Origin of the sequence: Shouchella clausii (assembly GCF_002250115.1) — a bacterium.
Taxonomy (GTDB): domain Bacteria; phylum Bacillota; class Bacilli; order Bacillales; family Bacillaceae_D; genus Shouchella; species Shouchella clausii.
The window spans coordinates 3195723-3209616 of the sequence record NZ_CP019985.1 but is presented as its reverse complement, the minus strand read 5'-3'; the positions used below and the strand labels follow the sequence as shown (position 1 = coordinate 3209616).

General features: G+C 44.3%; 15 protein-coding genes and 1 tRNA gene. 1 reads left to right on the top strand and 15 read right to left on the bottom strand.

Features of this window, described 5'->3' with window-relative positions; genetic code table 11:
* Positions 1 to 168: 168 nt before the first annotated feature.
* From BC8716_RS23095 to BC8716_RS15445, 14 genes are all read right to left on the bottom strand, one after another.
* The gene (locus BC8716_RS23095; RefSeq protein WP_169715954.1) at positions 169 to 570 is read right to left on the bottom strand and encodes an HNH endonuclease; all 402 of its coding nucleotides are present in this window, start codon (positions 568 to 570) and stop codon (positions 169 to 171) included.
* The gene (locus tag BC8716_RS15500) at positions 551 to 814 is read right to left on the bottom strand and encodes a hypothetical protein (RefSeq protein ID WP_094427104.1); all 264 of its coding nucleotides are present in this window, start codon (positions 812 to 814) and stop codon (positions 551 to 553) included. The genes BC8716_RS23095 and BC8716_RS15500 overlap by 20 nt, the downstream gene beginning before the upstream one ends.
* Before the next feature lie 50 nt (positions 815 to 864).
* Entirely contained in the window at positions 865 to 1608 is a 744-nt protein-coding gene (locus tag BC8716_RS15495) for a DUF5677 domain-containing protein (protein ID WP_094427102.1), read from the bottom strand.
* Between the two features lie 98 nt (positions 1609 to 1706).
* The gene (locus BC8716_RS22510) at positions 1707 to 1844 is read right to left on the bottom strand and encodes a hypothetical protein (protein WP_169715953.1); all 138 of its coding nucleotides are present in this window, start codon (positions 1842 to 1844) and stop codon (positions 1707 to 1709) included.
* Between the two features lie 211 nt (positions 1845 to 2055).
* On the bottom strand, positions 2056 to 3015 hold the full coding sequence (locus BC8716_RS15490; protein ID WP_094427099.1) for a tyrosine-type recombinase/integrase: 960 nt from the start codon (positions 3013 to 3015) through the stop codon (positions 2056 to 2058).
* A 121-nt stretch (positions 3016 to 3136) separates the two neighbouring features.
* Positions 3137 to 3209 (bottom strand) — tRNA-Arg (locus tag BC8716_RS15485).
* 79 nt (positions 3210 to 3288) lie between these two features.
* A complete protein-coding gene (locus tag BC8716_RS15480; protein ID WP_062749318.1) occupies positions 3289 to 3654 on the bottom strand; it encodes a hypothetical protein in 366 nt (121 codons plus the stop codon).
* Between the two features lie 432 nt (positions 3655 to 4086).
* Complete coding sequence (locus BC8716_RS15475) at positions 4087 to 4515, bottom strand: BrxA/BrxB family bacilliredoxin (protein WP_062749320.1); 429 nt, start codon at positions 4513 to 4515, stop codon at positions 4087 to 4089.
* A gap of 114 nt (positions 4516 to 4629) precedes the next feature.
* On the bottom strand, positions 4630 to 5886 hold the full coding sequence (locus BC8716_RS15470; protein ID WP_406550702.1) for a dihydrolipoamide acetyltransferase family protein: 1257 nt from the start codon (positions 5884 to 5886) through the stop codon (positions 4630 to 4632).
* A 12-nt stretch (positions 5887 to 5898) separates the two neighbouring features.
* Positions 5899 to 6882, bottom strand: coding sequence for an alpha-ketoacid dehydrogenase subunit beta (locus tag BC8716_RS15465; RefSeq protein ID WP_094427097.1), 984 nt, complete (start codon positions 6880 to 6882; stop codon positions 5899 to 5901).
* Entirely contained in the window at positions 6882 to 7883 is a 1002-nt protein-coding gene (locus BC8716_RS15460) for a thiamine pyrophosphate-dependent dehydrogenase E1 component subunit alpha (protein ID WP_094427095.1), read from the bottom strand. The genes BC8716_RS15465 and BC8716_RS15460 overlap by 1 nt, the downstream gene beginning before the upstream one ends.
* Before the next feature lie 13 nt (positions 7884 to 7896).
* Positions 7897 to 9318, bottom strand: coding sequence for a dihydrolipoyl dehydrogenase (gene lpdA, locus BC8716_RS15455; RefSeq protein WP_094427093.1), 1422 nt, complete (start codon positions 9316 to 9318; stop codon positions 7897 to 7899).
* A gap of 19 nt (positions 9319 to 9337) precedes the next feature.
* Positions 9338 to 10435 carry a Glu/Leu/Phe/Val family dehydrogenase gene (locus BC8716_RS15450; RefSeq protein ID WP_094427091.1) on the bottom strand — a complete coding sequence of 366 codons (1098 nt, stop codon included), beginning with the start codon at positions 10433 to 10435 and terminating at the stop codon, positions 9338 to 9340.
* 157 nt (positions 10436 to 10592) lie between these two features.
* Positions 10593 to 12566 (bottom strand): sigma-54 interaction domain-containing protein, encoded by a 1974-nt coding sequence (locus BC8716_RS15445; RefSeq protein ID WP_094427089.1) that lies wholly within the window; start codon positions 12564 to 12566, stop codon positions 10593 to 10595.
* A gap of 168 nt (positions 12567 to 12734) precedes the next feature.
* Here BC8716_RS15445 and BC8716_RS15440 point away from each other — a divergent pair, with 168 nt between their 5' ends.
* Complete coding sequence (locus tag BC8716_RS15440) at positions 12735 to 12977, top strand: DUF2627 domain-containing protein (RefSeq protein WP_094427087.1); 243 nt, start codon at positions 12735 to 12737, stop codon at positions 12975 to 12977.
* A gap of 17 nt (positions 12978 to 12994) precedes the next feature.
* Here BC8716_RS15440 and BC8716_RS15435 read toward each other — a convergent pair whose 3' ends face one another.
* Positions 12995 to 13753, bottom strand: coding sequence for a hypothetical protein (locus BC8716_RS15435; RefSeq protein WP_094427085.1), 759 nt, complete (start codon positions 13751 to 13753; stop codon positions 12995 to 12997).
* Positions 13754 to 13894: the final 141 nt, after the last annotated feature.

Sequence of the window (13894 nt, the reverse complement as noted above, 5' to 3'; positions counted from 1 at the left end):
GCTGAGAGCAATACAAATTCCCTCACTCCCTTCTAAGTCGCTACACAGGCAAATATGAGCGGCTCAGAAGGCAATAAAGAATGGCAATCTAAAATCCGAATCCTAAATCCCAATTCCGAATTTCAAATTGCCATTTGCATTTTCGATTTCCAATTTCCGATTTGCAATTTACATTTCCCTTTTTGCTTTTTCTTTTGCAGTCTTCAGGTTATGACAAGCATGACACAATGACTGTAGGTTCTCTGGGTTTAGCCGTAGTGACCAGTCTTCTTTGATAGGTATGATATGGTCCACAACATCCATCGGCACCAATCTGTTTTGTGATTTGCATTTGACACACAGCCCATGATCTCTACGCTTCACTGCTTCCCTCATGCCGATCCATTGCGGACTCTTATAGAAAGCATGATAGGATTTGTTATCCTCAGCATACCTTTTGGTTCTGTCATATTGAATCCACTTATCACGTTTGTCCTTTTCAATTAGATGTTCATGGTCTTCGCAATACCGGTCCCTTGTTAACTTCCCACAGCCTGGCGATTTGCATTTCCTAAGTGGCTTCGGCGGCATCCGATTCACCTTTTGTATTTTTGATATTCGAATTTACTTTTTGGATTTCGGAAAATACAATTGCTAAAAGCGATTTGGATTCTGGTTTGGTTGCATCTGGATTGCATTTTAGATGAAACAAATCGAAACGCTGATCCCGTGTCATCTTATCAATCGCATTATCGATGCCTTGCTTCGATTCAAGTCGCACATCTGGATAGCAAATGAGTTCGCACATCGTTAGCTCATATTCTAATTGAGTCATTAACCTTCACTCCTTAGACATAATAAAAACACCCACCTGTTAGATGGATGTTAATGTTTTATTTCAACATCTTTTAAGGATGTTAAATAATACATAGCATTATATTTATCGGCTATTTCATCTGATCCAAGAAAAACATTTAACTCTGCAAATGTATTTAATATAACCATATCAAAAACCTTTTGTAACTCTTCGCTATGATCTAATGATCTCTTTCCAGAACTATAAAAATAATGATTGTTATCCTCTTGATAAGTATAATTCACGTATGTTGAACTATTATAGTGCACAAAGTTATTGAAGGCTAAATAATAATTATAATAAAAAATCTCCTTATTAGTTTTCTGAGCTAACACCTTTATACTTTTAAAAATTATATTCCTTTTAGGTTCTCTATCTTCTTTACCTTTATAAAACCTATCAATAAATTTTTGTTCTTCTGGAGTTTTTTCCTTTTTCTCGTTTAATAACTTAGCAGTAAGCCAAAAACCATGCTTTTCGTTTTGTTCATACATTTTTTCAATCTCATTTTTGTTATCTATCCCTTTTAGTACATATGTTAAATGTAGGTTAGTCTCAATTAAAACTCTTAATAAAGGTATTAACTCAATTTCGGGAAACTTTAATGTTGTGCTGTTAAAGGCATCAATATATAACAAGGAAGTTCTTTTAAATTTTTCATATAAATGATAGATTAGTTTTTTATAGTTACCTTGTTCAATATTTAAAAATTTTTCTTCCTTCTCAAAACACCTACAAAACTCCTCTAGCTTTTCTTTTAATTCAGGGTTCAAATATCGCACCTCCGCCCCCATACTTCGACAGCGAACGTGCCTTTCCTGCAACAAATTACACAGGACAAAATAAATAGCTGCCCACAGGAATGAGCAGCTTATTTAAACAAATTATTTATAGCTCTGTTTACTGGCTTACGAATGGCCCGACGTGCAACCCGCTTGTGATAAGTACCATTACCGACAGCTTTCGCATCACCCATAACTCTAAGAATACTAAACAATGCCTTCATCATACTTATCACTCCCCTTGTTTTTGTCACCTTTACTATAACATAAAATAAGGGAAAAATCTATAAGTTTACAGAAAATTATTTATTGTGTACAACATTGCCCCTATCGGCTTATTGCTTTTCCGATGTTAACAGAATAACACGGTAAAAGCGCAATGATTGTTCCATTCTTGATCTTTTTTTGTTCTTTTCTTTGTCTTTTTTCTTTCCGACTTTATAGGTTGTTTATTGGACTGTACTGCTTGTGCTTGTTCACAACATCAGTACTAAATAACCTAACGTATTTCTTTGTCATGTCTAATGTTGAATGGCCCATTATTTGCATCAAGCTAAATGCATCGCCGCCATTCAAAATATAGAACTTAGCAAATGTATGTCTAAACGTGTGTGGAGAGCATCTAACATTTTTAATCTCTGCCTCTTTGCCGTATGTATGTAGAATGTAACGGAACCTATTCCTATTTAGTAACTGACCGTCTAGGCTGCAAAACAAATATTCACTCATACCATCATGCACGCGAATATACTGTTTAAGTTCATTTTTTAGCCGATCAGAAATTGGAACATAACGATTTAGGTTGCTTTTTGTGTTTCTTAGGAATACTCGACCTTCTGCCATTAGAACATCGTCTACTTTTACAGATAGTGCTTCGCTAATCCTTGCGCCTGTATCCAGCAGGAAAAGCATTAGGTTATAATCTCTCAATCCTGTAAATGTTTGTCGGTCGGCCTGCTTTAACAATGCTTTTATTTGCGAAGATGTAAATGCATTTATCTCTGGTTCTTTCCCTTTAATCTGCTTCCAGTTCTCTGCTGGATTGTTTAATATGTATTTCATTTCCGCGCAATAAAACATAAACACCCTAACCGCGCGAATTTTTGCATTGACCCCACCTATGTTGTTTCCTCTTTCGTCTCTAAGATAGTTTACAAAGCCATCAAGTAATTCCTTGTCTATTTCCGATACTTTAATAACGCCTTCTTTTTCGCGTACTATAAAACGTCTAAACAACGACAGCTCTTTTTGATAATACACGATGGTACTTTCTCTAGTGCCTGACCTTCTTCTATCCTCGCAAAAGTCCTCAAGCGCTTCATCAAATGACTTTTCCTTGATCCTATCAAATGTTTGGAGCGCTTGTACAACCTTTTCATCTAGCTTGTTTTTTCGCATATAAAAAAAAGCCCCTTTCGAGTAGAAAGAGACTTCAAGGCAACGCAAGATTTTTTAGGCTTAATCTCGTGTTGTTCAACCTTGTAAAACGTCCGTAAGTACTGGTATATCAGCATTTTGACGCGCCTAGCAGGATTCGAACCCACAACGCGAGAACCGGAATCTCGTGTGATATCCCATTTCACCATAGGCGCCTATAAGTATTTTAACGACATGTATAAGTATACTTGATTGAGAGGGAGCTGTCAACAATCCATTTCTCCCTCTTTTTTATTATGACGACTTGGCCGCTTCTTCTCCTTCGGCAAACATTTGCTGGAAGCGTTCATTAATATCTTCTTCTGTATAGCCTGCTTCGCCTAGTCGCACGCCGAAATTTTTTGCATAGAGCTGCAAGCGCTGGGACATTTTGCTGTATTTTTTTGCTTCTGTTCCCTTTGTCTCTTTGGCGCGCCCGTCAGCATTGGAAATAATATTTTCAACGACAAATAGCGCTTTCCACAATGTTGCCTCGTCCATTCCTTGGTGGATTTTGCTTAATTCATTGATCACTTCTTTGTAGAAGTCTTGAAATTCTTTAAATGAAATTTCCTCATCCATATTTAAATATTGTTGGATTCGTTCATACTGTGCTTGCACTAGAAACACCCCTTTACACTTTGCCATTATAGCATATGCACTGCTTGCTTGCCATCTTAAGTTCATGTTTGCCAAGCGTCATTTGAAGCGTTGACCAACAGCAAAAATAAAGGCCTTCCCTTGTAAGGAAAGGCCTCAGACTGTAGACAAACGCTCGCATACTTCGTCGTTTGCCTCACTCATATGCTTTGAAACTGTCGTTTCATGCGCAAGAAAATCGCTGCTCATGAACCCACGTTCTATTCGCATCTTCCCTCGGCTGCACTCCTCGTCTGACAAGCGTTTTCTATCAGTCTGAGGGCGGTTATCGACTTTGTCGACAACCTCAGGCCTTCCCTTGTAAGGAAAGGCCTTATGCACACCAATTCAGCGTACTCGCTTATGACTTCTGTATAAGCGTCTTTGCTCGACGTCTGACTATGCCAAAATGGCTTATTTGCAGTACGTGTCGACTGCCTGTTCTAGCTTCTGCACAACTTCAATTGGCTCATGTCCTTCAATTTCATGGCGCTCAACCATTGTTTGGATTTGGCCGTCTTTTAGCAATGCAAATGAAGGCGAAGATGGTCCATATCCTGTAAAGAATTCACGCGCCCGTGCCGTCGCTTCTTTATCTTGGCCAGCAAATACAGTTACAAAACGATCAGGTTGTGTTTCGTAATTTTTCATATAAGCTGCCGCTGGGCGGGCAATCCCACCTGCGCACCCGCATACGGAATTGACCATCACGAGCGTTGTTCCTTTTTGTGATAATACCTCGTCGACTTCTTCAGCGGTTTTCAACTCCGTATAGCCAGCGTGAACCATATCATTGCGCGCCTCTTGGACGACGTCATTCATAAAAAAATTAAACTGCTGCATGTTTCGCCCTCCTTTTTGTTCTGACCTTATTGTAAGCTGCTCGCTTTTATTTCACAAGCATTGCGTTTCCGTGGTCACCATTTTGTAGACTCGAGCTGCCCAGGGACTGCTTGGTTAATAAATGGATGTCGAATCCTCGTTCATTTGTTCTAACCGACGTTTCATCGATGCGAGGAACCGGCCGCAAACGAGGCCGTCTAACACACGGTGGTCCAGCGACAAGCACAGGTTGACCATATGGCGAATCGCAATGACGTCGCCTTCTTCCGTTTCGCGGACAACGGGGCGCTTGACAATTGATTCGACTGAAAGAATCGCTGCTTGGGGGCTGTTTATAATTGGCTGTGACATGATTGAGCCAAACGACCCTGTATTGTTGAGCGTAAACGTTCCCCCTTGCATGTCTGCTCCAGTCAATTTTCCAGTGCGTGCTTTTTTCGCCAATTCATCGGCTTTTTTGGCGAGCCCTTTTATTGTTAACTCATCGGCCTGATGAATAACAGGAACGTACAAAGCATCCTCTGTTGCCACCGCTAACGAAAGATTGATGTCTTTTTTGCGGACGATGGTTGTGCCGTTCCATTGGGAGTTGATTTCCGGATATTCTTTTAGCGCTTCGACGCATGCTTTCATGAAAAAGGGCAAATACGTTAGCGAAATCCCCTCTTGTTCTTTAAATGCGGCCTTTTTCTTATCACGGAGCTTGACGAGATTGGTTACGTCCACTTCAACCATTGTCCAAGCATGAGGCACTTCCATTTTGCTTTTAACCATGTTATCAGCAATCGCTTTGCGTACACCTGTGACTGGGATTTCCTGGTCGTGGGCTGCTATTGCCTGAGAAGGTGTGGTGCGAACTGGTTCCTGTTGCTTTGCCGGCGCTTGCGGTTGTTGCGGCTCCGGTGTATGGTTGCCAGCGATATAAGCTTGAACGTCTTTCCTTGTAATGCGTCCGCCTCTGCCGCTTCCAGGAATGGTTGTAAGATCGAGCCCATGTTCTTGAGCCAATCGGACAACAGCTGGCGAATAACGGCTTTTTTGGCTAGGTTCCACTTTTGTTTGCTCTCTCGTAGGAGAAATAGGCTTTTGTTCTGTTTTGATTTCGTTGTTGCTTTCCTCGGCCTCGCTGCTCTCTTCTTCTACAATGGTGCAAATGTCAACGCCGACAGCAACCGTTTCATTTTCGTCGACAAGCAACTGTTCAATCGTACCTGTATAGGAGGAAGGAATTTCTGCGCTCACTTTATCCGTTAACACTTCAGCAATCGGCTCATACTTTTGGACGGTGTCTCCTGGTGCAACTAGCCACCTGCTGATTGTCCCTTCCGTTACGCTTTCGCCTAATTGGGGCATCGTCATTTTTGTCGCCACGGTTCTACCTCCTTAAAACTCAGCAAGTTTGCGGATCGCACGCTCCACTTTATCAGGGCTAATCAGAAATTCTTTTTCAAGCGTAGGCGCATAAGGCATGGCTGGGATGTCAGGCCCGGCCAGACGCTCGATTGGCGCATCTAAATCAAATAGGCAATGTTCCGCAATAATCGCCGCTACTTCACTAATGATACTGCCTTCTTTATTGTCTTCTGTGATAAGCAAGACTTTCCCCGTTTTGCTTGCTGCTTCTTTAATCGCTTCCTGATCAAGAGGATAAACGGTGCGCAAATCGAGAATATGCGTCGAAATTCCGTCTTTTTCTAGTCTTTCAGCTGCTTGCAAGGCGAAATGGACAGCCAATCCATAGGTAATGACCGTCACATCGTCTCCTTCCCGTTTTACGTCTGCTTTGCCAATTGGCAACGTGTACTCCTCTTCAGGCACTTCGCCTTTAATTAACCGGTAAGCCCGTTTGTGCTCTAAAAACAATACTGGATCATCGAGTTGAATCGACGCTTTCAAAAGACCTTTGACATCGTAAGGAGTCGAAGGCATCACCACTTTCAGCCCTGGTGTACTTGAAAACAACGCTTCAATGCTTTGCGAATGGTAAAGGGCGCCGTGAATGCCGCCACCATAAGGAGCACGAATCGTCACTGGGCATGACCAATCATTGTTGGAGCGATAACGAATTTTGGCTGCTTCTGAAATAATTTGGTTAAAAGCTGGCATAATAAAATCAGCAAACTGCATTTCCGCGACTGGACGCATGCCGTACATGGCTGCGCCAATTGCCACACCAGCGATCGCTGATTCCGCAAGTGGCGTGTCAATGACGCGTTCTTCCCCAAAGCGTTCATATAACCCTTTCGTCGCCCGGAAAACGCCGCCGCGTTTGCCGACATCTTCCCCAAGCACGAATACGCGTTTATCTTTTTCCATTTCCTCTTCCAGTGCTCTTGTGACAGCCTCTATATAGGACATTACGGCCATTAGTTTGCCTCCTCGCTATACACATGCAAATAAGCGGTTTCCGGGGCAGCATAGGCAGCCTTTTCCGCATAATCAGTTGCTTCGTCAACAATTTGTTTCACTTCTTCTTCCAACGTCTCCATTGCATGGGCATCGATTGTTCCCGACTCTAATAAATAGGTTGCATACGTGGCAATCGGGTCTTCTTCTTTTGCTTTTGCCACTTCTTCCCGTGAGCGATAAGCGCGGTCATCGTCATCGCTTGAATGAGGTGTCAAGCGGTAAGAAACGGTTTCAATCAAAGAAGGTCCTTCACCACGCCGTGCCCTGTCCGCTGCTGTTTTAACTGCTTCATATACGGCAAGAGGGTCGTTGCCGTCCACCGTTATCCCTGGCATCCCGTAGCCTACTGCCCGGTCTGCAACATGCTCGCATGCTAATTGCTTTTCAATTGGGACGCTAATGGCGTATTTGTTGTTTTCACACATAAAAATGACGGGAAGTTTATGGACGCCAGCAAAGTTGGCCCCTTCATGAAAGTCACCTTGGTTAGACGAGCCTTCGCCAAACGTTGTTAACGTGACGAAATTCTTGCCCTCTAGCCTGCCCGCAAGTGAAATCCCGACCGCATGGGGCACTTGTGTGGTTACGGGAGAAGAACCAGTGACGATCCGGTTTTTCTTCTGACCGAAATGCCCTGGCATTTGCCGGCCTCCTGAACTCGGATCTTCCGCTTTCGCAAAGCCTGAAAGCATTAAATCTCTCGCCGACATGCCAAATGCCAGCACCACGCCCATGTCGCGGTAGTACGGGAGAACGTAATCAACATCGCGATTTAAGGCAAAGGCAGCGCCGACTTGGGCAGCTTCTTGGCCTTGGCAGGAAATGACGAATGGAATTTTGCCGGCCCGGTTTAAAAGCCACATCCGCTCATCAATTCGTCTTGCGAGCAACATCGTCTTGTACATTTCCACCACTTCAGCATCGCTTAATCCAAGCGTTTCATGTTTTTTGTTCGTCATCTTCCCATCCCCTCTACTTATGGATTGCATACCCATCAACTGCCAGCGCCGCCTCGCCGATCGCTTCTGCTAATGTCGGGTGCGGGTGTATCGTTTCTGCTAGCTCAAAGTCCGCTGCATCAAGGAATTTTGCAAGCGCCGCTTCACTAATTAAATCCGTTGCGTGCGTGCCAATAATATGGACGCCTAATAAGTCGCTTGTGTCTTTATCGGAAATCAATTTGACAAAACCGCCTGCCTCGCCATGAATAAGGGCTTTGCCGTTCATCGCAAACGGAAATGTGCCAATTTTTACAGCATGGCCTGCTTCTTTCGCCTGCGTTTCTGTCATCCCCACTTGTGCGGCTTCAGGAAAACTGTACACACATGAAGGAACAGCAAGTGGATCAACTGGTTCAACCTGTTTGCCAATTATATGGGAAACAGCGACAATGCCTTCATGGGCAGCGACATGGGCAAGCTGCAAACCGCCTACACAGTCGCCAACGGCATAAATGTGTGATTCCTTTGTTTGCCCATATTCATTTACAGCAATGCAGCCATGTGCCAAGGCGATGTCTGTATTGTCAATGCCAATGTCAGAGACATTGGCGACACGGCCGATGGCGACAAGCATTTTTTCTGCTTCAATGCTATGTTCTTCTTGATTTTGATACACAGTCGCCTTTATGCCTGAACTTGTCGTGGCCACCGTTTGTTCATCTAATTGGGCGTTCGTATAAAACACGACCCCTCGCGCTTTCAGCTGTTTTTCCATTTCTGCCGCTACCGCTTGATCTGCTGTTGGCAAAATCGTTTCACTAGCTTCGACAACGGTTACGCTGACGCCAAAGTCAACAAGCATCGAAGCCCATTCAATCCCAATAACACCGCCGCCAACAATCACCATCGACGCGGGTAGCTCTTTTAGCTGCAAAACGTCATCGGAACTTAAAATTTGTTTGCCATCAAAGGGTGTATGCGGAAGTGGTCTTGGTACCGACCCTGTTGCCAAGATGACATTTTTGCCAATAAGCATTTGATTGTCGCCATCAGCCAAATCAACCGATATTGTGCCTGGGCTTGGCGAAAAAATCGATGGCCCGAGCATGCGCCCTCTTCCTTCGTAAACATCGATTTTCCCTTTCGACATTAACGCCTTTACACCTTGAGCCAACCGATCAACAATCTCTTGTTTCCGTTTTTGCGCACCGGCAAAATCAAATGCGACTGGTCCAGTTGCGACGCCAAACACGCTTGCTTCTTTGGCGGTGCGCAGCACTTCCGCGCTTCTTAGCAATGCTTTACTTGGAATGCAGCCTTTATGCAAGCATGTGCCTCCTAGCAATCCTTGTTCAACGAGCGCTGTTTTTAACCCTTCTTGGGCGGCGCGAATTGCGCTCACATAGCCGCCAATGCCGCCGCCGACAATGACAAGGTCGTAGTTTTCCGCCATTTAGCCCACCTCTTCCTGCTTACTTTTTCCTCGAAAGGATGTGATGCTCATTTTGCAAAAACGTCCCTCTTGCATAACGGACCCGCTCGATCCGCTGCTCGGCCATACGGTCAGCCGCTTGAAACGTAGGGATATTTTCTTCCTTGGCAATTTCAAACACACGGGCGACGTTATCATAAATGCCCTCAACTTTTTTAAATGCCCGGTCACGGTTATACCCGTTTAACTCATCTGCTACATTAATGACGCCGCCTGCATTAATAACGTAATCAGGAGCATATACGATCCCCATTTCTTGCAAGCGAACACCATGCTTTTCTTCTTTAAGCTGGTTGTTAGCAGCACCAGCAATGACCGATGCCTTCAGCTTGGCAAGGGAATCATCGTTAATGACGCCTCCAAGGGCGCATGGCGCGAAAATATCGCATTTGATGCTGTAAATCTCAGTTGGATCAACGGCAGTAGCGCCAAAATCGGCAACAGCCCTCTCTACAGACGGTTTATGAATATCGGTTACAATCAGCTCAGCTCCATCTTTATGGAGGTATTTGCAAAGATTGTAAGCAACATTGCCTACTCCTTGGACTGCTATCGTTTTCCCAGCTAAGTCCTCAGAACCAAACCCTTCTTTCGCCGCTGCTTTCATCCCTACATAAACGCCATAAGCAGTCACTGGAGAAGGATTGCCCGAAGCGCCAAATGCTGGCGAAATCCCGGTCACATAGTCTGTTTCCTGATGGATCATATCCATATCTTCAACGGTCGTGCCCACATCCTCAGCCGTAATGTAACGGCCATTAAGCCCTTGGATATAGCGGCCAAACGCCCGGAACATTTCCTCATTTTTATTTGAGCGTGGATCGCCAATAATAACGGCCTTTCCTCCACCCAAATTCAGACCAGCTGCGGCGTTTTTATATGTCATCCCTCTAGCCAGACGGAGCACATCTTCAATCGCTTCCTCTTCCGTGTCGTACTTCCACATTCTTGTTCCCCCTAACGCAGGCCCAAGTGTGGTGTCATGAATCGCAATAATTGCTTTTAATCCTGATGTTTTATCTTGGCACACGACTACTTGTTCGTAATCGCGCTCTACCATCTTTGCAAATAATTCCATGTTGTTGGTCCCCCTTAACTCAAGCTATGGCTCTATTGCCGCTTGTTCCTTAAACAAACATGCAAAAGATATGCCAATCTTTTAGGCATAAAAACAGCTGACATTGGCTGTTATTTCCTGCATGTTTTTGCAGGCGTGCATATTTTTGCAGGCAAAATTATGCGAGGTTGTATTTTTCAAGCTTGTAATAGAGCGAGCGAATGGAGATCCCAAGTAATTTCGCCGCTTCTGTCTTTACACCATCTACTTCAGCAAGCGTTTGTCGCAAATGTTCCTTTTCTTTTTCAGCTAAAAACGCCTGAAGTTGTTTTGGGGCAGCAGCATGGCTAACTTCCCTTTTACCTGACTGGCCAAATTCCTGGGGCAGCGAGACGTCCGTTAATTCTGTCGCGCCGAGATCCATATAAATCATCGAACGGGCAAGGACGTTTTCAAGTTCGCGAACATTCCCCGGCCAATAATACCCTTCGAAACGGGAAAGAACAAGTTTTGAAATCGACTGGATGTTATGGCCATAATCTAAATTTAACTTTCTGAGGAGATGGTCAATTAACGCAGGCAAATCACTTAGCCGCTCACGCAAAGGCGGAATGCGGATTGGCAATTTATTAAGCCGGTAATACAAATCTTCTCGGAATCGTTTTTCACGAATCGCTCCCTCTAAATCGACATTTGTGGCAGCGATGACCCGGACATGGATAGGAATTGGTTTTGTGCCACCAACCCGAACGATTTCCTGTTCTTGTAAAACACGCAGCAGTTTTGCTTGTGTATTAGGAGACATTTCTCCAATTTCGTCTAAAAAAATGCTGCCATGCTCTGCTTCTTCAAACAACCCTTTTTTCCCAGATTTTAATGCTCCTGAGAAAGCACCTTGTTCATAGCCAAACAGCTCTGACTCAAGCAGCGTCTCAGTCAATGCTGCACAATTTACGCGGACAAATGGCTGCCCTTTCCGTTCGCTTTCGTTATGTATCGCATGGGCAAACAATTCTTTCCCTGTACCTGTTTCCCCTAACAGCAAAATGGGAAACGACGTTTTCGCGCCGCGCTTTGCTTGTTCAATCGCAAATGCCATCTCTTTCGAAGTGCCGACAATTTCGGAAAAGGAATAGGTCGCCTCTAATGTTGCCAGCCGTTTTTGTGCATGCTGTAGCTGGGACGATAGGCGATTCAATTCAGACACATCATGGATGACACCGATGCTTCCTTTCAGTTCGCCATCAACAATTACAGGGGCAACATTCACGATGACATCTTTTTTATGGGGCCCTAGTTTCAACCGTGCCCCACGGACAGGTTTTTTCGTCCGCAACACTTGCATATGGATGCTTTCCCCTTCAGAAATGTCAGCTGTTGCCGGCTGACCGATTATTTGATCGCTGTTAAGGCCGGTCAGCTTCGTATAAGCGGGATTGACCATTAAGCCTGTCCCGTTCTCATCAACGACTGAAATCGCATCGTTGGATGAATTTATGATTGCTTCGAGCATCGTTTGAATACTACGCAAGTCCGTAACTTGTTCGGCCAATTGCGTCGCTTCTGTCACATCTTTAAAGACCGCAATTGCGCCGCTGCACGCACCGCCAAAAATAAGGGGCACACGGGTCGTGACAATAACTGTGCCATTATCAAATTCATGCAATTGGTTATACTCCGGTTGTTGTGTTTCGATCACCCGTGGTAAGCCGCTCGAGGGCAAAAGTGTTTGAATCGGCTTGCCAATTGCTTTGGCAAGTTCAACACCAGCCATATGTGCGGCAGCTTCATTCATAAATTGAACTTGGGCAAAGCGATTGACAACAATCATCCCGTCTTGAATCGCATGAATCGCTTTTTTCATAAGCAAGTCGTCTTTGATTGCTTCCAGCACTTTTTCCCACGCCATTTGGAACGTCCATCTTTTTACACAGAATGAATCCCAGCGCGGATCATCGCTAATAGCAACGTCGGCTGGTTGTATCCCTTCTTGTTCATCAGGGTAACAAGGCAGTCGATGCTTTTTGGCAAGCGCTTGAATCGGGGCCTCTTTTGATATTACTGCGATTGACGTAAACAATTCTAATTGCAAAAGCACGGCTAGTAACTGTTTTGATTCATTGCCAGAGCCTACAAAAATTGCGCTGTTCACTCTATCACCCCAAAATTAGGACTTGGTCATATACGCTACTATTAGTTCTTTAAGTATCGTACAATTACGCCCAGGATGCAACTAATACATGTACTTTTTTGGCAAACTCCTTTACAATAGAGAAAGAATACTTCAGAAACAAAGCGACTTTTTGAAAGTTGGGATATCATGGGCAGAGTGATCGCTTTATGCATATTGCTTATTCCGATTATCGGCGCAGGCTATGGAATCAAGCTAATGCGCGACGCCTTTTTCTTTATTCAACAACAGCCTTATCCGGCCATTTGGGTTCAATTTTTGGCAGGATTGCTCTTTTTTGCGTTAGGGATGTGGTTTTTGGCCGGTTTTATTTTTCACCGTGATAAAAAACGAGGAAAAGTCACTCGTTCATTTACGCGAAAAAAAGCATAGCGAGCTCGTTATGCTTTTTATTCATGCTTGCTTATTCCTAATTCGCCAATCCAGCGAAGAACGCCTATTCCGCTAGACGGTCGTGCCAACGGTATATAGGCCAAAAACATGGATACGCCTAAACAAGCAAATTGCAGCGTCAAGGAATGGGTAGATATGGCCCAAATCGCCGCCATGCTCCCGAGCAACAACGCCCCGCTTGTACCGAAACAAGCTTCACGTTCTCCCTCCAATACAAAAGCAATATAAAACACCGTGACAACGTATAGTACGTCGGCGAATTGAGGCGTCTCGATGACGAAAAAGACAACAACAAGAAAACAGAAGCTGGCTTTCCATAAGAAAAGTGGATGTTTGTTGATCTTTTGTCCGGTGTAAGGTAGCATCACCAACAACGCAATCGCGATAAGCCAATGCCAGAAGCTAACCGTGCTTGTCAACTGCCAAGCGAACAACATAGCAGCTAAAATCCCAATAAGAATCAGTGGATCATTCCAAGCGAAAACGCTTCTCGTGACATCGTTGCTCCTGCGCCAATCATAATAAAAACCAATTGCCCAAACAAGCGTGGCGTACGCTAACGGCAAATAAGAAAAAAAGGCCACCGACACTGCTAGTTGGCCGCATAAAGCAGCATAGCTGTATAAGATAAAAGCCCCTAGGCTAAATGGCATTTTCCTTTTGCTACTACTGTCTGATAATGTCCATCCAGCATCGGCAAAACCGACACTCAGGGCGATGGAAAGGAGCGGCAATAATAAAAACAATGTAATCATCTAGGAACGCCACGCTTTAACGGACGAACGTCTTTAGCACACAACCATTGATTGCCCAAATTAGCTCGTCCTGCCTGTGTACTTAATGGGTTTTTTCTATTTGTCCTTTCTAACAACGGGGGAAAGGACATCCTTTTTGTA

Excerpts from the sequence above, each read along its gene's own strand:
- BC8716_RS15475 (WP_062749320.1), bottom strand. The coding sequence starts at position 4,515 with ATGCAGCAGTTTAATTTTTTTATGAATGACGTCGTCCAAGAGGCGCGC.
- lpdA (WP_094427093.1), bottom strand. The coding sequence starts at position 9,318 with ATGGCGGAAAACTACGACCTTGTCATTGTCGGCGGCGGCATTGGCGGC.
- BC8716_RS15450 (WP_094427091.1), bottom strand. The coding sequence starts at position 10,435 with ATGGAATTATTTGCAAAGATGGTAGAGCGCGATTACGAACAAGTAGTC.
- BC8716_RS15460 (WP_094427095.1), bottom strand. The coding sequence starts at position 7,883 with ATGACGAACAAAAAACATGAAACGCTTGGATTAAGCGATGCTGAAGTG.
- BC8716_RS15465 (WP_094427097.1), bottom strand. The coding sequence starts at position 6,882 with ATGGCCGTAATGTCCTATATAGAGGCTGTCACAAGAGCACTGGAAGAG.
- BC8716_RS15500 (WP_094427104.1), bottom strand. The coding sequence starts at position 814 with ATGACTCAATTAGAATATGAGCTAACGATGTGCGAACTCATTTGCTAT.
- BC8716_RS15435 (WP_094427085.1), bottom strand. The coding sequence starts at position 13,753 with ATGATTACATTGTTTTTATTATTGCCGCTCCTTTCCATCGCCCTGAGT.
- BC8716_RS15490 (WP_094427099.1), bottom strand. The coding sequence starts at position 3,015 with ATGCGAAAAAACAAGCTAGATGAAAAGGTTGTACAAGCGCTCCAAACA.
- BC8716_RS15440 (WP_094427087.1), top strand. The coding sequence starts at position 12,735 with ATGGGCAGAGTGATCGCTTTATGCATATTGCTTATTCCGATTATCGGC.
- BC8716_RS22510 (WP_169715953.1), bottom strand. The coding sequence starts at position 1,844 with ATGATGAAGGCATTGTTTAGTATTCTTAGAGTTATGGGTGATGCGAAA.
- BC8716_RS23095 (WP_169715954.1), bottom strand. The coding sequence starts at position 570 with ATGCCGCCGAAGCCACTTAGGAAATGCAAATCGCCAGGCTGTGGGAAG.